Source organism: Terrabacter sp. R4-6 (genome assembly GCF_057529065.1).
The window spans coordinates 2314390-2334520 of the sequence record NZ_CP197224.1; the positions used below are offsets into that span (position 1 = coordinate 2314390).

18 protein-coding genes are annotated in these 20131 nt (G+C 71.9%); 8 read left to right on the forward strand and 10 right to left on the reverse strand.

Annotated elements, in window-relative coordinates; all coding sequences use genetic code 11:
- Positions 1-97: 97 nt before the first annotated feature.
- From ACSSS0_RS10860 to ACSSS0_RS10870, 3 genes are all read left to right on the forward strand, one after another.
- Positions 98-616 (forward strand): peptidylprolyl isomerase, encoded by a 519-nt coding sequence (locus ACSSS0_RS10860; RefSeq protein WP_435988039.1) that lies wholly within the window; start codon positions 98-100, stop codon positions 614-616.
- Positions 617-704: 88 nt separating this feature from the next.
- A complete protein-coding gene (locus ACSSS0_RS10865) occupies positions 705-1655 on the forward strand; it encodes a rhomboid family intramembrane serine protease (protein WP_487231163.1) in 951 nt (316 codons plus the stop codon).
- Between the two features lie 6 nt (positions 1656-1661).
- The gene (locus ACSSS0_RS10870; protein WP_487231164.1) at positions 1662-2246 is read left to right on the forward strand and encodes a DEAD/DEAH box helicase family protein; all 585 of its coding nucleotides are present in this window, start codon (positions 1662-1664) and stop codon (positions 2244-2246) included.
- Between the two features lie 373 nt (positions 2247-2619).
- On the opposite strand, the gene ACSSS0_RS10875 is transcribed toward ACSSS0_RS10870, so the two are convergent.
- Complete coding sequence (locus ACSSS0_RS10875; RefSeq protein ID WP_020141592.1) at positions 2620-2871, reverse strand: cell division protein CrgA; 252 nt, start codon at positions 2869-2871, stop codon at positions 2620-2622.
- Positions 2872-3478: 607 nt separating this feature from the next.
- Here ACSSS0_RS10875 and ACSSS0_RS10880 point away from each other — a divergent pair.
- Together ACSSS0_RS10880 and ACSSS0_RS10885 are read left to right on the forward strand one after the other, a co-directional pair.
- Entirely contained in the window at positions 3479-4315 is an 837-nt protein-coding gene (locus ACSSS0_RS10880) for a DUF881 domain-containing protein (protein WP_487231165.1), read from the forward strand.
- Between the two features lie 30 nt (positions 4316-4345).
- Complete coding sequence (locus ACSSS0_RS10885) at positions 4346-4984, forward strand: aminodeoxychorismate/anthranilate synthase component II (RefSeq protein WP_487231166.1); 639 nt, start codon at positions 4346-4348, stop codon at positions 4982-4984.
- Between the two features lie 90 nt (positions 4985-5074).
- Here ACSSS0_RS10885 and pknB read toward each other — a convergent pair whose 3' ends face one another.
- The 7 genes from pknB to ACSSS0_RS10920 form a co-directional block, all read right to left on the reverse strand.
- The gene (pknB, locus tag ACSSS0_RS10890) at positions 5075-6931 is read right to left on the reverse strand and encodes a Stk1 family PASTA domain-containing Ser/Thr kinase (protein ID WP_487227953.1); all 1857 of its coding nucleotides are present in this window, start codon (positions 6929-6931) and stop codon (positions 5075-5077) included.
- An 88-nt stretch (positions 6932-7019) separates the two neighbouring features.
- The gene (locus tag ACSSS0_RS10895) at positions 7020-8369 is read right to left on the reverse strand and encodes a serine/threonine-protein kinase (RefSeq protein WP_487227954.1); all 1350 of its coding nucleotides are present in this window, start codon (positions 8367-8369) and stop codon (positions 7020-7022) included.
- Positions 8366-9826 (reverse strand): peptidoglycan D,D-transpeptidase FtsI family protein, encoded by a 1461-nt coding sequence (locus ACSSS0_RS10900; protein ID WP_487227955.1) that lies wholly within the window; start codon positions 9824-9826, stop codon positions 8366-8368. The genes ACSSS0_RS10895 and ACSSS0_RS10900 overlap by 4 nt, the downstream gene beginning before the upstream one ends.
- Positions 9823-11220, reverse strand: a complete 1398-nt coding sequence (locus ACSSS0_RS10905) for an FtsW/RodA/SpoVE family cell cycle protein (RefSeq protein ID WP_487227956.1) — start codon at positions 11218-11220, stop codon at positions 9823-9825. Before ACSSS0_RS10905 ends, ACSSS0_RS10900 begins: the two co-directional genes overlap by 4 nt.
- Positions 11217-12671 carry a PP2C family protein-serine/threonine phosphatase gene (locus tag ACSSS0_RS10910; RefSeq protein ID WP_487227957.1) on the reverse strand — a complete coding sequence of 485 codons (1455 nt, stop codon included), beginning with the start codon at positions 12669-12671 and terminating at the stop codon, positions 11217-11219. Before ACSSS0_RS10910 ends, ACSSS0_RS10905 begins: the two co-directional genes overlap by 4 nt.
- A 4-nt stretch (positions 12672-12675) precedes the next feature.
- Positions 12676-13251, reverse strand: a complete 576-nt coding sequence (locus ACSSS0_RS10915; RefSeq protein ID WP_487227958.1) for an FHA domain-containing protein FhaB/FipA — start codon at positions 13249-13251, stop codon at positions 12676-12678.
- A 49-nt stretch (positions 13252-13300) separates the two neighbouring features.
- On the reverse strand, positions 13301-14083 hold the full coding sequence (locus ACSSS0_RS10920; protein ID WP_435988027.1) for an FHA domain-containing protein: 783 nt from the start codon (positions 14081-14083) through the stop codon (positions 13301-13303).
- A gap of 222 nt (positions 14084-14305) precedes the next feature.
- On the opposite strand from ACSSS0_RS10920, the gene ACSSS0_RS10925 reads away from it, so the two are divergent.
- Both ACSSS0_RS10925 and ACSSS0_RS10930 read left to right on the forward strand, forming a co-directional pair.
- Positions 14306-15898 (forward strand): MinD/ParA family ATP-binding protein, encoded by a 1593-nt coding sequence (locus ACSSS0_RS10925; RefSeq protein WP_435988026.1) that lies wholly within the window; start codon positions 14306-14308, stop codon positions 15896-15898.
- 31 nt (positions 15899-15929) lie between these two features.
- Positions 15930-16754 (forward strand): NAD-dependent epimerase/dehydratase family protein, encoded by an 825-nt coding sequence (locus tag ACSSS0_RS10930; protein ID WP_487227959.1) that lies wholly within the window; start codon positions 15930-15932, stop codon positions 16752-16754.
- A gap of 85 nt (positions 16755-16839) precedes the next feature.
- Here ACSSS0_RS10930 and ACSSS0_RS10935 read toward each other — a convergent pair whose 3' ends face one another.
- Entirely contained in the window at positions 16840-17313 is a 474-nt protein-coding gene (locus ACSSS0_RS10935; protein ID WP_487227960.1) for a MarR family winged helix-turn-helix transcriptional regulator, read from the reverse strand.
- A 57-nt stretch (positions 17314-17370) separates the two neighbouring features.
- Between ACSSS0_RS10935 and ACSSS0_RS10940 the strand changes: the two genes are divergently transcribed.
- On the forward strand, positions 17371-19062 hold the full coding sequence (locus ACSSS0_RS10940; protein ID WP_487227961.1) for a DHA2 family efflux MFS transporter permease subunit: 1692 nt from the start codon (positions 17371-17373) through the stop codon (positions 19060-19062).
- 36 nt (positions 19063-19098) lie between these two features.
- On the opposite strand, the gene ACSSS0_RS10945 is transcribed toward ACSSS0_RS10940, so the two are convergent.
- The gene (locus tag ACSSS0_RS10945) at positions 19099-20046 is read right to left on the reverse strand and encodes an NAD(P)-dependent alcohol dehydrogenase (RefSeq protein ID WP_487227962.1); all 948 of its coding nucleotides are present in this window, start codon (positions 20044-20046) and stop codon (positions 19099-19101) included.
- Positions 20047-20131: the final 85 nt, after the last annotated feature.

Genomic DNA, 20131 nt, shown 5'->3' on the forward strand with positions numbered 1-20131 from the left:
TCCTAGGCCAACGGTGGGTCCACCCCCAGCGTTCCGCCACCCACGGCGCATACCCGCCCGGACGGCATACGTGCTCGGTCGTGCGAGGATTGGGCCCATGAAGGCAACCCTGCACACGAACCACGGTGACATCGTCATCGACCTCTTCGAGCACCAGGCCCCGAAGACCGTGGAGAACTTCGTCGGTCTCGCCAAGGGCGAGAAGGAGTACAAGGACGACGCCGGCCGGACCAACCCGACCCCGTTCTACGACGGCCTGATCTTCCACCGCATCATCCCGAACTTCATGATCCAGGGCGGCTGCCCGATCGGTCAGGGCTTCGGCGGTCCGGGCTACGCGTTCGACGACGAGATCAGCCCCGACAAGGACTTCACCAAGCCCTACATCCTCGCCATGGCCAACGCCGGCAAGCGCATGGGCAAGGGCACGAACGGCTCGCAGTTCTTCATCACCACCGCTGCGACCACGTGGCTCCAGGGCAAGCACACGATCTTCGGTGAGGTCGCCGACCAGGCTTCGCGCGACGTCGTCGACACGATCGGCGCGGTCGCCACGGGCGCCAACGACAAGCCCGTCGAGGACGTCGTCATCAACTCGGTCACCATCGAGGACTGACCCTCCCGGTCCATCGCACGACCGCACCACCGCACGAAGGCACCACCCGCACCACCGCCCACGGACGTGACCGGCAGGGGGAACCCCGTTGTCTGACAACCCGCCCAGCGGCCAGCCCGGCCAGCCCCCGCTCGAGCCGGGGGTCCCGCAGCCCGCTGCCGGTCCGTCCGTGTGCCCGCGCCACCCCGACCGCGAGGCCTACGTCCGCTGCCAGCGCTGCGGCCGGCCCGCGTGCCCCGAGTGCCAGCGGCCCGCCGCCGTCGGCATCCAGTGCGTCGACTGCGTCCGTGAGGCCGCGCGCACCTCGCCCAGCGCCCGCACCGTCTTCGGCGGCCGGGCGACCTACGGCACGCCCGTCGTCACCTACACGATCATCGCGATCTGCGCCGTCGCCTACCTCGCCCAGCGCGCCAACCCCAGCGTCACGCAGAACTTCGCGTTCGCGCCGTTCCTCGGGTGGACCGAGCCGTGGCGCTTCGTCACCGCGGCCTTCCTGCACTCGCCGTCGACGATCTTCCACATCCTGCTCAACATGTTCGCGCTGTGGAGCCTCGGTCAGTACCTCGAGCCGATGCTCGGTCGCGCCCGGTTCGCCGCGCTCTACCTCATCAGCGGCATCGGCGGCCAGGTCGCCGTCACGCTCCTCGCGGGCTCGCCGACCATCGCCGGTCTGCGGGCCGGCCTCGACGACGCCTGGCTGACCCCCGTCGTCGGCGCGTCCGGGGCCATCTTCGGTCTCTTCGGCGCGCTCCTCGTGCTCAACCGGCACCTCGGGCGCTCCTCGGCGGCGATGTACGCGACGATCGCCATCAACGCGGCCTTCGGCTTCTTCTACCCCGGCATCTCGTGGCAGGCGCACCTCGGCGGCCTCGTCACCGGCGTCGTCTGCGCCGGGGTCATCGTCGTCTTCCGGCGCCAGGGCGTGCGCCACCTCGTGTGGGCCGCGCTCGCCGCCGTCCTCGTGCTGCTCGTCGTTGTCACCGTCGTCAAGTACCTCACGGTCCCCGAGGTCATCCGCGAGCTCAGCATCTTCGGCTGAGCCGCCATGCACCTCGTCTGCGTCACGGGTCCGCCGGCCGTCGGCAAGATGACGGTCGGCCGGGCCGTGTGCGATCTCACGGGCTTCCGGCTCTTCCACAACCACATGTCGATCGAGCCGCTGCTCGGGGTCTACGACTTCGGCACGCCGTCGTTCGCGCGGATCAACGCGATGATCCGTCGCGAGGTCATCGCCGAGTCCGTCGTCGCCGATCTGCCCGGTCTCGTCTTCACCTTCGCCATCGACCTCGACCACCCCGGTGACCTCGCGCAGCTCCGCGAGCTCGTCGAGCCGGTCGAGCGAGCCGGCGCCCCCGTCGACGTCGTCGAGCTCTATGCGCCGCAGGACGTGCGGCTCGCGCGCGAGGGTGGCGCTGACCGGATGGACCACAAGCGCAGCAAGCGCGACGTCGAGTGGGCGCGCTCCCACGTCGTCGACCTCGAGTCGCGGGCCCGGTTCAGCACCGACCCGGCCCGGGACGGCGAGCAGCTGCTCGCGGGGCACCGCCACCTGCGCCTCGACAACGAGCACGGCGACGCGCGCGCGACCGCCGAGCGGGTCGTCACCGAGCTCGGCCTGCCGCGGCTCTGACCTCTTCCCGACCTCGGCCGGCGCCTCTGTCCCGCGCCCTCGGCCCGACCGGCGCTCCCGATGCGGCCCGACGGCCTCCGGGACCTGCTCTCCACACGCGACGGTGAGAGTTGTCCACCGGGTGTGGATAAGCCTGTGGATGTAGTTACACACGTGTCATTCATCCCCAGCTGGGGACAATGGTGTGGATAAGTCGCGCGATCTGCGCTGGAGGTTGTGCACGGCCGTCATCCACAGCTGTGGACGCGGACACAGGACGCCGGCTGTCCACAGGTGTGGACGCAGGCGCAGGGAGGGATGTGTGCAAAAGGGCCGCCCCGTCGTCGTGACGGGAGCGGCCCTCTGATGCGGGTGGTGCGGGGTTCAGCAGCGCTCAGCGCCACCGCATGGTCATGATGAACCCGCCCATGAGCAGGACGAAGCCCACGCCGAGGTTCCAGACCCCGATGGACCCGATGGGGTACTTGTACTCGGTCACGTAGTAGACGACGATCCACAGCAGCCCGAGGACGAGCAGCGTGATGAAGACGGGCGCCCACCAGGTGGGGTTGGGCTCGGCGGCCTTGCTCGTGCGCGGCGGGGTGTATGCCGCCGCCTTGTGGTCGCGGCCTTTGGACTCGGGCACTGCGTTCTCCTTGCTCTGAGTTGAGGCAAGGGTAACCAATGACACGCTCGGCGTCCCCGCGCATGCGTGCACGCACGGCTGTCGGGGCGGTGCCCTCGGACGGACTGGCCTGTCCGGGCTGCCCCCTGCGCTCGCACGTGCCCCGCGAGAACGTCTCGAGGGGCATCCCGACGGGTGGCTCCGCGGGTGCCCACGGCGAGCGGGCGGATGCGCCCCCTGTCTGCGCCCCGCCCGCCGCCGCTCCCCACACGGTGACGGGATCGAGGATGACAGGACGGGCGGCCGGTGTCGCCTCGGATGTTCCTCCGTTGCACGAACACGCAGTCGGGGCCGCCGGCCTGGAGTTGACCTGAGCCCGGAACCGGGAATGCTGGCAGGCAAGGACAGCACATCATCGTCCGCTCGCTCTGGCACGAGACCCTGGCCCGCTCCCGGCTCGTCACGCAGCTCGGAGTGCCCAACCGCGTCGCTGCCTCACTCGCGCTGCGCGAGGGCCCCAGATCAGCGGGGTCTCCACGCACGAGGCCTGACCTCCGGCTGGTCCACGAGCCGTGACGAGGCACAATGGAGGCGGCGCGGAGGGTCCGCGCGAGCGAGGACACGAGTCATGAAGGACGCCGAGCAGCCCGAGCAGGTCGAGCAGCCCGTGTCGGCGACGGCCGAGAGCGTCAGCGACCCCTCGGACGCCACCGACGTTGCCGCGACCGCGTCGACCCCCAGCCGTCGGCCCCGCCTCACCTGGGGTCTGCTCGTGCCGGTCGTCATGGCCTCCGCCGGCGTCATGTTCGCGATGAGCTTCCAGACGGCGCAGGGTCGGGACCTCCGGGCAGACCGTGACCTGCCCCAGCTGATCATGGAGGGCGACTCGAGGGTCGCCGAGAAGGCCAGTGTGCTCGACGGTCTCCAGAAGGAGGTCGAGGCGCTCTCGAAGACGAACGCCCCGACCGACGAGCACCTCTCGAGCCTGACCCGCGCCGCCGACGAGCTGGCCGCGTCAGCCGCGACGACGAAGGTCCGGGGTGCTGCGTTGGAGGTCACCCTCGACGACGCGAAGCGCACCGCCGACTCCCTGCCCGACGGCTTCAACGCCGACGACATCGTCGTGCACCAGCAGGACGTCCAAGCCGTCGTCAACGCGCTGTGGACCTCCGGCGCCGAGGCGATGATGATCCAGGACCAGCGGGTCATCTCGACGAGCGCCGTTCGCTGCGTCGGCAACACCCTCATCCTCCAGGGCCGCGTCTACGCCCCGCCCTACCGGATCACCGCCATCGGCGACGTCGACCGCATGCAGCAGGGGCTCGACGCCGACGCCTCCGTCAACATCTACAAGCAGTACGTCGACGCCGTCGGCCTCGGCTACGCCCTGCACACGCACAGCTCGATCGAGTTCCCGGCATACTCGGGCTCGGTCGACTTCCAGTACGCGTCGCCGATCCGCTGAGCGCGCCCCACCACCACTCTGAGGCCCCGCATGACCAGACCGACCCGCATCCTCGTCGTCGACAACTACGACAGCTTCGTCTACACGATCGTCGGCTACCTCGAGCAGCTCGGTGCCGACTGCACCGTCGTGCGCAACGACGCCGTGCCGGCGACCGACGCCTCGGACTATGACGGCGTGCTCGTCTCGCCCGGCCCCGGGACTCCCGAGGACGCGGGTGTGTCGATGGACATCATCCGGGAGTGCGCCCGCATCGCGAAGCCGATGTTCGGCGTCTGCCTCGGGCACCAGGCGCTCGGCGTCGTCGCCGGCGCGGTCGTCGGCCGCGCGCCCGAGCTGCTCCACGGCAAGACCTCGCTCGTCCACCACGACGGCACCGGAGTCCTCGAGGGACTGCCGAGCCCTTTCACCGCGACCCGCTACCACTCGCTGACCATCGACCCGGCCACCCTGCCCGACGAGCTCGTCGCGACGGGCCGCACCGACTCGGGTCTCGTCATGGCAGTGCGCCACCGCGACCTCCCGCTGCACGGGGTGCAGTTCCATCCCGAGAGCGTCCTGACCGAGGGCGGCCACCGCATGCTCGCCAACTTCCTCGCGCTGTGCGGCGACACCGCGGCCGTGCAGCGCTCGGTGGGGCTGAGCCCCCTCGTGACCGCCGCCGTCTGACGCGACGGTCGACACGGCATACGCCACCCCGTACGACGAAGGGCCCCTCCCGCTCGGGAGGGGCCCTTCGTCGTACGCCGGGTGCTGACCTCAGGGGGTCGGCGGCGGGGTCGCGGTCCCCGTGTCGGTCGTCGTGCCCGTGTCGGTGGGCGGCGGGGGCGTCACCGTCACGGTGGCCGTCTGGTTCGGGGTGCGCGCCACCTTGACCGTGATGTCGGTGCCGAGCTTGACGACGTCGCCGGCGCGGTCGACCGAGAGCACCGAGTCGGGGTTCTTGTCGGAGTCGACCGTCTGCTTGACCGGGTTGAGGCCGGCGTTCTGCAGCGCGACCGCCGCGAGGGCCCAGTCCTGGCCGACGAGGTTGTCGGGCACCTTGACGTTTCCGGTGGCGTAGAAGATCTTGATCTTCGAGCCCTTGGCGACGACCTCCTGCGCGGCCGGCTCGGTCTTCGTCACCTTGTTCTTGTCCTGGTCCGGGGTGTTCTCCTCCTGGAAGCCGGACACGACGAAGCCCTGCTTCTCGAGCTCTGCACGGGCGTCGTCCTTGTTGAAGCCGACGACGTTCGGGACGGTCAGGTTGTCGGGGCCGGTCGAGACGACGTACTTGACGACCGACTGCTCGGCGACCCTCGACCCGGACTTCGGGTCCTGGCTGATGACCTCACCCTCGGTGACGGTCGTGCTCGGGGCCTGCGACTTCTCACCCCGGAGGTTGTTGGTGGCCAGGGTGCGGGCCGCGACGTCCTCCTTCATCCCCTCGATCGTCGGCACGGCGACGAGGGTGACGTCCGGCGTCTGGTTGCCGAACCACGTGACGCCACCCCAGCCGACGAGCGCGAGAAGGGCGATGACGAGCCCGGTGATGAGCACCGCCTTGCCCTTGCTGCCCTTCTTGTCGTCGGGGTCCTGCTCGTCGTAGCCGACCGCCGGGAGACCCGCGGTGTTGGCGTAGCGCTCGCTGCGCGAGGTGACGGGCGCCTGCACGGCGGTCGGGGTGCCCGGGGCGGCATACGCCTGCGGGAGGGTCTGGGTGGCGGCGGCGCCGACGGCGGCCGCGGTCCCGAGGGCTGCGGCGCTGATCTGGCGGCCGAGCCGGACGTTCTCGAGGTCGTCGCGGAAGGAGGTGGCGTCCTGGTAGCGGGCCTCGCGGTCCTTGGCCAGGGCGTGCAGGGTCACGGCGTCGAGGTCACCGGCGACGGCGTCGTTGAAGACGCTCGGCGGCTGCGGCAGCTCGCCGACGTGCTGGTAGGCGATCGCGACGGGCGAGTCACCGGTGAAGGGCGGGCGGCCGGCGAGCAGCTCGAAGAGGAGGCAGCCGGTCGAGTAGAGGTCGGACCGCTCGTCGACCGTCTGGCCCTGGGCCTGCTCGGGAGAGAGGTACTGCGCGGTGCCGACGACCGACTGGGTCTGGGTCATCGTGGCGGCCGTGTCGGCGATCGCCCGGGCGATGCCGAAGTCCATGACCTTGACGTGCCCGCCGGTCGTGATCATGACGTTGGCCGGCTTGATGTCGCGGTGGACGATGCCCATCCGGTGGCTGTAGGCCAGCGCGTCGAGGATGCCCTCGGTGACGCGGATCGCCTCGGCCGGCTGGAGCTGCTGCTGGTCGGTCAGCTTCTGGCGCAGCGTCTCGCCGTCGACGTACTCCATGACGATGTAGGGCAGCGTCGTCCGCGTGCCGTTGGGGCCCTCGACGACGCTGTCGTCCTCGCCCGAGTCGAAGATCGCGACGATCGCCGGGTGGTTGAGCCCGGCCGCGGACTGCGCCTCGCGCCGGAAGCGCATGAGGAAGTTCGCGTCGCGGGCGAGGTCGGAGCGGAGCATCTTGATCGCGACCTGGCGCCCGAGCCGGGTGTCGTGGCCCAGGTGGACGTCGGCCATGCCGCCGCGACCGATGAGCTCGCCGACCTCGTAGCGTCCGCCGAGGACACGGGGTGCGGTGCTCACGTCGTTGGCCTCTGCTCGTTCGGGTGCTGGGTCATCCTGGTCCACTCGTCGGGCGCCTGGATCGCGCTGATCGGGCTGGTCGGTCATGTCACTTCGCCTTGCCCTTTCCCTTGCCCTTGCCGGCGTGGGCGGGCTGCTGCTTGGTGCTCGTCTGCTTCGTGGCCGCGGCCTTCGCCGCGGTGCGGCTCGGGGTTGCCGTGACCGACCGGGTGGGTGGCCGCGAGGTGCTCGGCGAGGCGGTCGGGGTGGCCGAGGTGGCCGAGGTGGCGGCGGGCGCGGGGGCCGTCGGTCGGGCGGCGGGGCTCGCGGTGGTGCCGTTCATGACACTGCCGAGTGCAAAGGCACCCCAGGCCACGAGCGCGACGGCCGGGACGGCGAGCCACGCCCACCGCCGGCCCACAGGGTGCTCGGACGAGGGCTCACGCCCGGGCTCGCTCCCGCCGCCACGGTGGGCGCGCGAGGTGAGCCGCTCTGCGGCGGAGACGAGTCCGGCGGCGGCACCGGCACGGGCGGCGGCGGCGGGCGGCGCGGTCAGGGCGCGGGTCGCCGGACGGGCGGTGATGACCGCCGTGGCGTCGCTGCCCACGGGAGGGGGCGTGACGCCGGGGAGCGACCCGAGCGACCCGAGCGGCGCGCCGGCCGCCTCGGCCACGGCGCGCGCGTCGGCGGGCCGGTCGGACGCGGACTTGGCGAGGCACGCGTCGACGACCTCGCGCAGGTCGAGCGGCACGGTCGACGGCAGCTCGGGCGGCGGGTCGTTGACCTGGGCGATGGCCGTCGCCACGGGCGTGCCCATGTCGAACGGCTTGCGGCCCGTGATCATCTCGTGCGCCACGACGCCGAGCGAGTAGATGTCGCTCGCCGCGGTCGCCGGCTCGCCGAGGGCCTGCTCGGGGCTGATGTAGTCGGGGGTGCCGAGCACCTCGCCGGTGAGGGTGTGCCCCGACCCGTCACCGACCCGGGCGATGCCGAAGTCGGTGAGCTTGGCCCGGCCCTCGGGGGTGACGATGATGTTGGCGGGCTTGACGTCACGGTGCACGACGCCGGCCTCGTGGGCCGCCGACAGCGCCAGGGCCGCCTGGCCGAGCAGCGAGCGCACGTCCTCGGCCGGCATGCCGCCCTCGCTCTCGCGGATGATCTCGCCCAGCGTGCGCCCAGGGACGAGCTCCATGACGAGGTAGGCCGTGCCGTCGTCCTCGCCGTAGTCGAAGACGGACGCGATGTTGGGGTGGTGCAGCGCCGCGCTGCCCCGGGCCTCGTCTCGGAAGCGCTCGAGGAAGGCGTCGTCCTCGGGTCCCTGCGGGCGCATGACCTTGACGGCGACGGGACGCCGGAGCACGTCGTCGGTGGCCTCCCAGACGTCACCCATCCCCCCGGAGGCGATGGCCGTGCCGAGGGTGTAGCGACCACCGAGGGTCACGCCGGTGGCGAGGGTCATCGGTTCAGCACCGCCTCCATGACCTCGCGGGCGATCGGGGCGGCGACGCGGCCACCGCCGACCTCGCTGCCCGTGACCCCGCCGTCCTCGACGACGACGGCGACGGCGACCTTGGGGTCGGTGGCCGGTGCGAACGAGATGAACCACGCGTGCGGGGGCTTGCCGCGTTCGTGCTGCGCGGTGCCGGTCTTGCCGGCCACTTCGACCCCGTCGATCTGCGCCCGGGCGCCGCTGCCGTTGTCGACGACGGACACCATCATCTTGGTGAGCGTCGAGGCGGTCTGCTCGGACGTTGCCTGCGACAGCTCGACCGGGTCGGGCGTCGACTCGATGATGTCGAGGTTGGCGCTGCGGACCGACTGGATGAGGTAGGGCGTCATCACCCTGCCCTGGTTGGCGATGCCCGCCGCGACCATGGCCATCTGGAGCGGGGTCGTGCGCACGTCGTACTGTCCGATCGCGGCCTGTGCGGACTGTGGAGCGTTGAGATCGGCCGGGACCGAGCTCACCGAGACGCGCATCGGGATCTGCAGGGCGTCGCCGAAGCCGAACTTTGCGGCCTGCGCCCGGATCTTCTCGCCGCCCAGCTCGAGGCCGAGCGAGCCGAACGCGGTGTTGCACGAGATCTCGAGCGCGTGGATGAGCGTCGTCTCGTCATTCGGTCCGCAGGCGCGGTCGTCCTCGTTGGGCAGGTTGGTGCTCGTCAGCGGCAGGTCGAGCGAGGCGGGGCCGGGGACGGTGGAGTTCTCGTCGCTGACGACGCCGTTCTCGAGGGCTGCCGCCGCCGTGACGACCTTGAAGGTCGACCCGGGCGGGTAGACGCCGTTGATGGTGCGGTTGAGGTAGGCCTTGTCCTTGTCGTTGGACAGGGTCTGCCACGCCTTCGACGCCTTGTCGAGGTCGTGGCTCGAGAGCGGGTTCGGGTCGTAGGACGGGTGGCTCACCATCGCGAGGATCGCGCCGGTCTTCGGGTCGAGGGCCACGACGGCGCCCTTGTTGTCGCCGAGGGCCTTGTCGGCCGCGGCCTGGGCCTTCGGGTCGATCGTCAGCTCGAGCGTTGCGCCAGCGGTCTTGCGGCCCGTGATGAGGTCGGTCATGCGCCGCACGAACAGCGTGTCGGCGTCTCCCGAGAGCAGGTCGTCGGAGGCGTGCTCGAGCCCGTAGGGAGCGCCCACGGCATACGAGTAGAAGCCGGTCAGCTGGGCGTAGAGCTCGTCCTGGGGATAGGTGCGCAGGAAGCGGTACTGGTCCTGGACGGGCACCGACTTCGCCACGGCCTGGCCGCCGACGATGATCGAGCCGCGCTCGCGGGAGTAGGTGTCGAGCAGGGTGCGCTTGTTGGACGCCATGGCGCCCAGCGACTTCGCCTGGGTGAACTGGACGACCGTCGACGCGACGAGCAGGGCGGTGAAGAGGGCCGCGATGACGACCGACAGGCGGCGGATCGGGGTGTTCACGTCAGCCTCACCACCTGGGTGACCTCGGCCGGGGCCGGCTCGTCGGCGGCGACACCGACCGGGATCTCGGGCATCGGGCGGCGGGCCTGGTCGGAGATGCGCAGGAGCAGCGCCATGATCACCCAGTTCGCGAGGAGGGACGAGCCACCGAGCGACATGAAGGGCGTCGTGAGGCCGGTCAGCGGGATGACCCGCGTGACGCCGCCGATGACGATGAAGAGCTGGAAGGCGACGGAGAAGGACAGGCCGATCGCGAGGAGCTTGCCGAAGCCGTCACGCACGCCCAGGGCGGTGCGGATGCCGCGCTCGCAGAAGATGAGGTAGAGCACGATGATCGCCACGGACCCGAAGAGGCCGAGCTCCTCACCGAGGCTCGGGAAGATGAAGTCGCTCTCGGCGAAGGACGTCAGGTAGGGACGACCCGCGCCGAGACCGGTGCCGGTGAGGCCGCCGGAGGCCATGCCCCACAGGCCGTTGGCCAGCTGGTTGGACCGCTCGAGGTTCTCCTGCGAGAACGGGTCGAGCCAGAGGTCGACGCGCTTCTGGAAGTGCGTGAAGGCCGACAGGGCGAAGGCGACCGCCGCCGCGAAGAGCATCAGGCCGATCGCGATCCACGAGACGCGCTCGGTGGCGACGTAGAGCATCGCGACGAAGAGACCGAAGAAGAGCAGGGCCGAGCCGAGGTCCTTCTGGAAGACGAGGACGAGCAGGGCGAGCACCCACGCGACGAGGATCGGGCCGAGGTCGCGCCCGCGCGGGAAGGTGAAGCCCAGGACCTTCTTGCCCGCGAGGGAGAGCACGTCGCGCGTCTGCACGAGGTAGCCGGCGAAGAAGATCGCGAGGGCGATCTTGGCGAACTCGCCGGGCTGGAAGTTGAGCGGGCCGATGGAGATCCAGATCTGCGAGCCGTTGATGGTCCGGCCGATGCCGGGCACGAGCGGCAGCAGGAGCAGGACGAAGCCGACGGCCATCGTCACGTAGGTGTAGCGGCGCAGCAGCCGGTGGTCGCGCAGCAGGAAGAGGACGGCGACGGCGAGGGCCACGGCGAGCGTCGTCCAGATGATCTGGCGGTAGGCGTCGCCGTCGGTGCCGAGCTTGCCCCGGGCGAGGTCGAGGCGGTGGATCATGACGAGGCCGAGCCCGTTGAGCACGGTGGTGATCGGCAGGAGCACGGGGTCGGCGTAGGCCGCCTTCCAGCGCAGCACGAGGTGCACCGCGAGCACGAGCGCCGTGAAGCCGCCGGCGATCGGGATGATGTTGGCCGGCACGGTGCCGTTGCGGTTGAGGTCGGTCGTGACCCACGCGAGCAGGACGATGCCGATCGCGAGGATCAGCAGCAGCAGCTCGGATCCGCGGCGCGTCCGGGAGGTCAGGGGCTCGACGGTGGTCGTCACGCGTGGACCCCCGGCGCGTTCGCGGGACGCACGGCGGGCGCGGCCACGGGCGGAGGGGTCGTGATCGACGTGTTCGGGCGCAGCGTCGACCGGGGGGTCGGCAGCGTCGACGTGCTCGGGCCGGGCGTCGTCGGCGTGGGCGAGGTCGTCGGCGGCATCGTGGGCACGGGCGTCGGGGTCGGCGACGTGCCGCAGGGCGTGCCGGTCGCGGCGAGCTGCTGGCAGCGCTCCGCCTCGGTTCGCAGCGCCGTGACCTTGACGAGGGCGTCGGCGAGGTCACGGGCGGTGATCGTGTTGGCGACCGACGCCTGGACGTCGCTCGGCAGGTCGGAGACGAGGACGTCGGACGGCGACTCGACGTGGGAGAGGCTGATCGGTCCGAGGTCCTGGGAGACGCCGCGGTAGATCGCGACGTGCGCTCCGTCCGCTGCGACGTAGTACTGCTTCTGCGACCAGGCCCACGCGGCGTACCCGCCGGCGCCGAGGATGGCCGCGACGACGATGACGCCGACGGTGCGCAGCACGATCTTGGAGCGCCGCGAGCGCGAGGGGTCCTCGGCGAGCTCGAGGGAGTCGTCGTCGGGCTCGGCGCGGCCGGTGGCCTCGCGCGACAGGGCCGCAGCCTTCTCGGCGGGGCTCGTCGGGATCGCCCGCGTGCGCCCCCGCATCCGCTTGCCGGCAGCGCCCACGACCTGCGGCACCGTGGAGGGGAGGTCGTCGCCGTCGGCGTCGACGACCTCGGCGACGATGACGGTGACGTTGTCGCGCGTGCTGGCCTTGAGGGCGACCTCGATGCAGCGGTCGGCGGCCTCGTCGGGCGTGCGCGCCTCGCGGACGATCTCCTCGATGACATCGGCGCCGACGAAGTCGGACAGGCCGTCCGAGCAGAGCAGGAAGCGGTCGCCGATCTTCGCCTCGCGCAGGGAGGTGTCGGGCTCGTCGTCGGGCTGCCCGGTCATGACGCGCGTCACGACGGAGCGCTGCGGGTGGTGGCCGGCGTCCTCCTTGGAGATGCGGCCCTCGTCGATGAGCTGCTGGACGAAGGAGTGGTCCTTCGTGATCTGCGAGAAGGTGTCACCGCGCAGCATGAACGCGCGCGAGTCACCGATGTGCGCCATGGCGAGCTTGTTGCCGGTGCGGAGCATGACGATGGTCGTGCTGCCCATGCCGGCGAGGTCGGCGTTCTCGCGCATCGCCTTGGTGAGCTTGGCGTTCGCGGCGTGCAGCGCCTCCTCCAGGAGCGGGATCGCCTGGTCGGCGGTGACGTCCTCCTCGTCGAGCGGGGCGAGCTCGCCGACGATCATCGAGCTGGCGACGTCGCCCGCGGCGTGGCCGCCCATGCCGTCGGCGAGGACGAGCAGGTTGGGCCCGGCATACCCCGAGTCCTCGTTGCGGGACTTGGGTCCCAGTCCGAGGTCGGAGCGCGCGGCATAGCGCAGGGCGATGGCCATCCGGTCAGCCTCGCAGTTCGAGGACGGTCTTGCCGATCCGCAGGGTGGTGCCGATCTCGACGGGGCGCGACCCGGTCAGGCGGTCGCGACCGATGAAGGTGCCGTTGGTCGAGCCGAGGTCCTCGACGACCCAGCCGTCGCGGGCCGACGGGTCGGGATGGATGCGGCAGTGGCGGCCCGAGGCGTAGTCGTCGTCGAGGACGAGGGCGCACTCGGGGTTGCGGCCGATGAGGATGCCGCCGCTGCGCAGGGGCAGCGACGTGCCGGTCAGGGGGCCCTCGGTGACGACGAGCGTCGTCGGGCTGCCCTTGCCACGACCCCGAGCCTTGCGCGCGACCGGCTCGGGGGTGACGGCGGCGGCACCCGCCGCGCCGGCACCGACGGACGCCGGGGTCGGCGTACGCCGCGCGGTGGCCTTGCGGTCCTGCTTCTCGGCCTGCTTGAGCGCCTTGCGCTGGCCGCGGCGGCTCACGGCGGTGCCGTAGATGTCGGTGCGCAGGACGCCGACGACGCTGAAGATGAAGATCCACAGCAGCGCGAGCAGACCCAGCCGCAGCAGGGTCAGGGTGAGTTCACTCATGCGTCACCAGATGTCATCACCGGGGGGCCGTCCAAGGGGGTCATCGCGATCACCGGCGCCCGGCGCGGAACGTCGCGGACGTCCGGCCGATCGTGAGGCGGTCGCCGTCCTGAAGCCGCTGGCTCGAGACGCGCTCGCCGTTGACGAAGGTGCCGTTGGTGGAGTTGAGGTCGCGGATCGAGCTCACGAGGTGGGGCCCGTCGGTGGTGACGCGGATCTCGCTGTGGCGGCGGGACACTCCGGGGTCGTCGATGACGATGTCGGCGGTCTCGTCGCGGCCGAGCGTCGTGAGGCTGCCGAGGAGGGGGTAGCGGTCGCCGCCGATGTCGAGCCACGGGCGCGCCGAGGGGTTGGACCGCGGCGCCGGCCGGTGCACCGGGGCCTCCTCGATGGCCGTGCCGTTGGTGGTCTGCGGACGCGCTGCGGGCACCGGCTCGCGGCCGGCGGGCTCGCGCCCGGCCTGCTTGGCGGTGGCAGGGCGCACGCGGAAGACGCCGGTCTCGAGGCCCTCGCCCTCGACGAGCGCGACCTCGAGGGGGCCGCCGGGCTGGTAGCCCTGCGAGTCGGCGTGCTCCTGGGCCGCGGCGACGAGGTCGTCGGAGAGGTCGTCCTCGTAGTCGCCGAGCCGCTCGTAGTCGGTCTGGCTCAGCTCGATCGTGTAGAGGTTGGGCACCATGGCCCGGCCGTGCCCGAGCAGCGCGGCCCGGTCGTCCATGGCCCGGCGGATGGCCGAGGCGATCTCGACGGGCTGCACCTCGGACTTGAACGCCTTGGCGAAGGCACCGTGGACAGCCTTGGCGAGACCGTGCTCGACACGGTTGATGATTCCCACGCCGTCTCCTCCTCCTTGGTGAGCGCTCCTGTCGGGCGCTTCATCGTAACCGGGTCAGCACCCGCAGCCCCCAACCGACAGTCGGCGCGGGGTGCCGCGAAACGTCCGTTCCGGCCCCGAGGGGCACGGTCGGCGGGTTTGATGTGCGGCGGAAGCATGGGACGATCACACGGGGTCCCGCGGCGGGTTCCCGCACGTGGTTAGGCCAGCAAGGAGCGCTCGATGAGCAAGGACGACACCGGAAACACCGAGAGCCAGGGCATCCCCGGCTTCTCGGCGAACAACTCCATCCCGGGTGGTTTCGCCCTTCCCATCCCGACGGCGACCGCCGGCGCGGCCCAGCCCGACGAGGCTCCGGCCGACCCGTGGAGCTCGACGTGGGAGGACACTTCCTGGCAGTCCGGCGACACCGGAGCCATCCCGACCGTCGCCGCTGACGACTCGGGCTCGGCATCCAACGACTGGACCGACTCCTATCAGTACGGCGGTGACAGCGCCGCCCACGACCCCGCCGACCGCAACGGCCACGCCCTGAACGGCTCGGCGACGAGCGCCTCGGACGCGTCCGAGGCCTCGGGCTCGACGAACTCGTGGACCGACTGGCAGCCCTCCGACCCCGGCACCGCCGACTGGTCCGCCACGACCAGCGACGAGCCGGAGGAGACCTACACCGGGTGGACGCCCGCCGGTGCGAGCCTCGCGGACTACGCGGCGGGCACCGTCCCCGGTCCGGCGGCGTCGGCCACGACCGACCACACCGCAGCACAGCAGGCGTATGCCGCCCGGCCGGCCGTCGACCCCGACGTGGCCGCCGCGGCCGCCGAGCTCGGTCACGACCTCGACACCGCCGACCCGTCCTACGACCTGACCCCCGCGCCGCGGACCGGCAACTCCGACCGCCCGAGCGCCGAGGACCTCATCACGGCCCGCTCGAAGGGCGAGCGCCAGAAGGTCAAGGCCAACTCGGGCCTGCGCAAGGCGTTCGGCCTCGGTCCGAGCGTCAAGGAGATGCTCGAGCGCGACCGCATCGACCGCATCGCGCGTCCGCTCAACGGCCGCAAGACGATCATGGTCATCAACACCAAGGGCGGCGGCGGCAAGACCCTCGTCACCCTGATGCTCGCGAGCTACCTCGGCCGCTACCGCTCGGGCTCGGTGCTCGCGTGGGACAACAACGAGACCGAGGGCACCCTCGGCATGCGCGCGCCGTCGCAGAGCCACCACCGCACGGTCGTCGACCTGCTCGGTGCCCTGCCGACGATCGCCAACGACCCCAACGCCGGCACGTCCGAGCTCGAGCACTGGGTGCGCGAGCAGCGGGGCCTCAGCTTCGACGTGCTGGCCTCGGCCGACGACGACGAGGCGATGCGCATCATCGGCGAGTCGGAGTTCGAGAACCTCCACACGCAGCTCTCGCGCTTCTACCGGATGATCGTCGTCGACACCGGCAACAACCGTCTGTCGCCGAACTGGCTCGCGGCCGCCGCCCGCGCCGACATGCTCGTCTTCGCGACCTCGCTCAAGGACGACACGTCGGTCGTCGCGGCCAAGAACCTCGACGCGCTCGTCGCGATGGGCCGGGGCGACCTCGTGCGCAACGCCGTCTGCGTCATCTCGCACACGTCGGCCAAGGGCAACGACGTCGGCGCCGGCGTGCACACCCGTGAGCACTTCGAGCAGTGGGTGCGCGCGGTCGTCGACATCCCCTACGACCCGATGCTCGCGCCGGGTCTGCACCTCGACCCGCTGAAGATCAGCCGCAAGACGCACGAGTCGTGCATGGAGATGGCTGCCGTCGTCGTCGACGGCCTCTGACGCTTGTCGTCCGCTCGGGGAGGCTGCTGACGTGGCCCTCGTCGCGCTGACCGGGGCAGCCGGGCGCATCGCGACCGCGCTGCGCCCGCGCCTTCGGGCGGCCGGCCACCGGCTCGTCCTCTGCGAGGGCGTCGGGGTGGTCGTGAGCGACGTCGACGTCGCGACGGAGCGGGCCGTGGAGTGCGACCTGCGCGACGTCGACGGCCACGTGGAGGCGTTCGCCGGGGCCGACCTCGTCGTGCACCTGGGCGCCCACTCCGACGAGCGGGCCTGGGCCGACATCCTCGCCGTCAACATCGACGGCACGCACGCGGTGTGCGAGGCGGCGCAGCGCGCCGGGGTGGGCCGGATGCTCCTCGCGAGCTCGGTGCACGCCGCCGGCTACGTGCCCGTGGACTCGCCGGCGTGCCGTGAGGGCATGCCGCTCCCGGCACCCGACACGTACTACGGCGTCAGCAAGGCGGCGCTCGAGGCGCTCGGCGGGTTGTATGCCGGCCGCTTCGGGATGACGGTCGTCAGCGCCCGGATCATGACCTTCGACGACGCGCCGGGTGGCCCGCGCTCGCTCCAGTCGTGGCTCTCGCCCGACGACATGACGCGGCTCGTGCTCGCGACGCTGACGACGCAGGCGGGCGGCCACCACGTCGTGTGGGGCGTCTCGCGCAACACCCGCCGCCGGGTCGACCTGGCGCCGGGTCTCGCGATCGGCTTCGACCCGCAGGACGATGCCGAGGCGTATGCCGCGGGCGTCGAGCGGCGCGACCCGAGCCGTCCGCCCGGGGTGCTCGGCGGCGGGTTCGCCGACGCGGCATACCTGCTCGGGGTGCCGCACGGCGGCACCCGGGACCGCTCCTGAGGAGCCTCCGCGTCGTCGTGTGCGTGATGGCGCGGCGTCCGCTGGCGTGGTCAGCCCACCGGAGGCAGCACCATCGGGCGTTCCGTCAGCCGTCGTCGGTGGCGAACCGGTGGTACGCCTCGGTCGCGGCCTGCAGGTAGCGGTGGATGGCGTCGCGCTCCTCGGGCGTGAACTCCCCCGTCAGGGCGTCGAGCCCGTCGAGGAGGGTGCGCAGCTGGCCCCGCACCTCGCTGGCCGCGGAGGCGGTGGGCACGAGCCGCACCCGCCTCCGGTCGGCGGTGTCGCGCTCGCGGAGCAGGTGGCCGGCGGCCTCGAGCCGGTCGACGACGTCGGTCATGGCGGCCGGGGTGATGCCGAGCCGGGTGCTCAGCTCGCGCGGTCCGAGCCGTCCGTCCGACGCGGCGACGTGGCTCATCGCGGAGAGGTCGGTCGGGTGCATCTGCATCCGGCGGGCCAGGGCGCCGCTGGCCTCGGCCTGGGCGGCCCCGAGCGCCCGCAGGGCCCACGTCTCGGGCTGGTGCGCGCGCGGTGGCGTGCTGTCCGGGGGTGGGATTGCCATGCGGAGATGATACTGCTTCCATATGTTTAGACGATCTAAACATCTCTGGGAGGACGCATGGACCAGCAGGCGACCGTGGCACGCGGTGGGGCCCGCCGACGATGGTTCGGGCTCGTCGCGATCAGCATCGCGGTGGCGCTCATCATCGTCGACTCGACGATCGTCAACGTCGCCGTGCCCTACATCGTCGAGGACCTCGGCCTCACGTCGTCCCAGGTGCAGTGGGTGCAGGAGTCCTACACGCTCGTCTTCGCCGCGACCCTGCTCATCTGGGGCACGGTCGCCGACCGCATCGGGCGCCGGCGCATGCTCCTCATCGGCGTCGTCGTCTTCGTCGCGGCGTCGGTCCTGGCGGCCGTCGCCGGCTCGGGCGACGCGCTCATCGGCGCTCGCATCATCCAGGGCTTCGGCGGCGCGATGATCCTGCCGACGACGCTGTCGCTCATCAACGCCGGCTTCACCGGTCGGGAGCGCGGCATCGCCTTCGCGGTGTGGGGCTCGACCATCGGCGGCATGGTCGCCGTCGGGCCGCTCCTCGGCGGCTGGCTCACGACCTCGTTCTCCTGGCGCTGGGCCTTCGGGATCAACGTGCCCATCGGCCTGATCATCGTCGTCGGGGTGCTGCTCTTCGTCGACGAGTCGCGGTCGGGGCGGCGCGAGCGCATCGACGTCGTGGGTGCGCTCCTGTCGGCCGTCACCTTCGCGACGCTCGCCTTCGGGCTCATCGAGGGGCGCACCTACGGATGGTGGAGCCTGACCAAGCCGTTCGAGCTCGGCCCGTGGACGTGGCTGAGCGGCCCGTCGCCCGTGCCGGTGGCCTTCGCGGTGACCCTCGTCGCCGGGACGGTGTTCGTCGTGCGGACCCTGCGCCGCACGGCTGCCGGACGGCCGACGCTCTTCCGCTTCGACCTCTTCGGCATCCGGTCGTTCCGCAACGGCAACATCGCCGCGATGATCGTCAGCCTCGGCGAGTTCGGCATCGTGCTGTCCCTGCCGCTCTGGCTGCAGAACGTCCTCGGCTACACCGCCTTCCAGACCGGCGTCGTCCTGCTGGCGCTTGCCATCGGGTCCTTCGCCGCGAGCGGCCTCGTCACCGTGCTCAGCGCGCGCCTCACGCCGCCCGCGATCGTGCGGATCGGCATCGTCGCCGAGATCGTCGGCATTGCCGGACTCGGCCTCGTCATCGGGCCCACGACGTCGTGGGTCGCCGTGGCGCCGTGCCTCTTCGTCTACGGCTTCGGCGTCGGCCTCGCGACGGCGCAGCTGACCGGTGTCGTCCTCGTCGACGTACCGGTCGAGCGCAGCGGCGAGGGCTCGGGTCTGCAGTCCACGGCGCGCCAGGTCGGCTCGGCTCTCGGCATCGCGATCCTCGGCACGGTGCTCTTCACCACCGCGGGAGTGCGTCTGGACGCCGGCCTCGCCGACCTCGGGGTGCCGCCGGCGGCCCGCACGGCCGTCGTCGACGCGGTCGTGGAGAGCGCCGGCGGCGCCATCCCCGGCCTGTCCGAGGACCCGCGCACGGCTTCGGCCGCCCCGGTCGCGGAGCAGGCCTTCTCCGACGCGACGCGGTATGCCGCCTTCACCGCAGCCGGCTTCCTCGTCCTCGGCCTGCTCGCGACCCTCTCGCTCGGTGACTCCGGCGGTGGCCGTCACCGGGAGGGGTATGCCGGTGAGCGCGGCCCCGCGGCCGGGCGACGTGAGCCGGACGCCGTGGACGCGCCCGACGCGGACACGCCGGCGATCCCGTAGCGCAGCACGCGGCATACGCCCTCGGGGTGGTGGGGGTCAGGGGCGGACGATGACGTTGCCGACCTTGTGGCCGGAGTCGACGCGGGCGTGGGCGGCGGCGACGTCGTCGAGCGGGACGGTGCGGTCGACGACGACCCGGAGGCTGCCGGCGGCGACGAGGTCGAGCAGCAGCGACCAGTCCGCGGGGCGCTCGGGCGCCGAGCCGCTGCGGACGTTGCCGCGCGACGTGACGGTCTGCCAGAGGTCGGCGACGGCGAGCAGCAGGACGCCGTCGGGCGTCAGCAGCCGGCGGCCCGACGCGGGATCCAGCGTGCCCACGGTGTCGAGCACGACGTCGTAGCGCTCGTCGAGCTGCGCCAACGGCGTGCGCGTGTAGTCGACGACGTGGTCGGCGCCGAGCTCACCGACGAGCGCGACGTTGCCGGTGCTCGTGACCCCGGTGACCTCGGCCCCGAAGTGGCGAGCGAGCTGGACGGCGTTGGAGCCGACGGCACCCGAGGCGCCGTTGACGAGCACCGTGCGTCCCGGGCCGACGGAGGCGCGGTCGCGCAGGAAGTGCAGCGCGGTCGTCCCGCCGAAGAGGACGCCGGCCGCGTCCTCGTGCGACACCTGGGGCGGTGTGCGCACGACGCGCGTCGCCGGGGTCGCGACGAGCTCGGCGTGGGTGCCGAGGCGCAGGCCCGTCATGCCGCACACCGCGTCTCCCGGCGCGAGGTCGGTGACGTCCGGGGCGGCCGACTCGACCACACCGGAGAACGTGCCGCCGAGGATGCTGCGCCGTGGTCGCCGGAGGCCGAAGAGCACCCGGGCCACCGGGGCGAAGCCGCGGGGGAAGCGGGCGGCCCGGATCCGCGCGTCGGCCGCCGTGACCGCGGCGGCGTGCACCCGGACGACCACCTCGCCGGCGCGGGGCCGTGGCGCGGCGACCTCTGCGACGTGCACGACGTCCGGTGCGCCGTACCGCTGCACCACTGCTGCCCTCATGACGTCTCCCTTACACCCGTAAGTCTCTGTGGTCGGTACGGTAGCCTTACGGGCGTAAGTCCGCAAGAGCCGAATGGACGGGGAG

What these genes read in the sequence shown, in the direction of transcription:
- ACSSS0_RS10860 (WP_435988039.1), top strand. Translation starts at nt 98, where the DNA reads ATGAAGGCAACCCTGCACACGAACCACGGTGACATCGTCATCGACCTC.
- ACSSS0_RS10870 (WP_487231164.1), top strand. Translation starts at nt 1,662, where the DNA reads ATGCACCTCGTCTGCGTCACGGGTCCGCCGGCCGTCGGCAAGATGACG.
- ACSSS0_RS10880 (WP_487231165.1), top strand. Translation starts at nt 3,479, where the DNA reads ATGAAGGACGCCGAGCAGCCCGAGCAGGTCGAGCAGCCCGTGTCGGCG.
- ACSSS0_RS10885 (WP_487231166.1), top strand. Translation starts at nt 4,346, where the DNA reads ATGACCAGACCGACCCGCATCCTCGTCGTCGACAACTACGACAGCTTC.
- ACSSS0_RS10895 (WP_487227954.1), bottom strand. Translation starts at nt 8,369, where the DNA reads ATGACCCTCGCCACCGGCGTGACCCTCGGTGGTCGCTACACCCTCGGC.
- ACSSS0_RS10910 (WP_487227957.1), bottom strand. Translation starts at nt 12,671, where the DNA reads ATGGCCATCGCCCTGCGCTATGCCGCGCGCTCCGACCTCGGACTGGGA.
- ACSSS0_RS10915 (WP_487227958.1), bottom strand. Translation starts at nt 13,251, where the DNA reads ATGAGTGAACTCACCCTGACCCTGCTGCGGCTGGGTCTGCTCGCGCTG.
- ACSSS0_RS10925 (WP_435988026.1), top strand. Translation starts at nt 14,306, where the DNA reads ATGAGCAAGGACGACACCGGAAACACCGAGAGCCAGGGCATCCCCGGC.
- ACSSS0_RS10935 (WP_487227960.1), bottom strand. Translation starts at nt 17,313, where the DNA reads ATGGCAATCCCACCCCCGGACAGCACGCCACCGCGCGCGCACCAGCCC.
- ACSSS0_RS10940 (WP_487227961.1), top strand. Translation starts at nt 17,371, where the DNA reads ATGGACCAGCAGGCGACCGTGGCACGCGGTGGGGCCCGCCGACGATGG.
- ACSSS0_RS10945 (WP_487227962.1), bottom strand. Translation starts at nt 20,046, where the DNA reads ATGAGGGCAGCAGTGGTGCAGCGGTACGGCGCACCGGACGTCGTGCAC.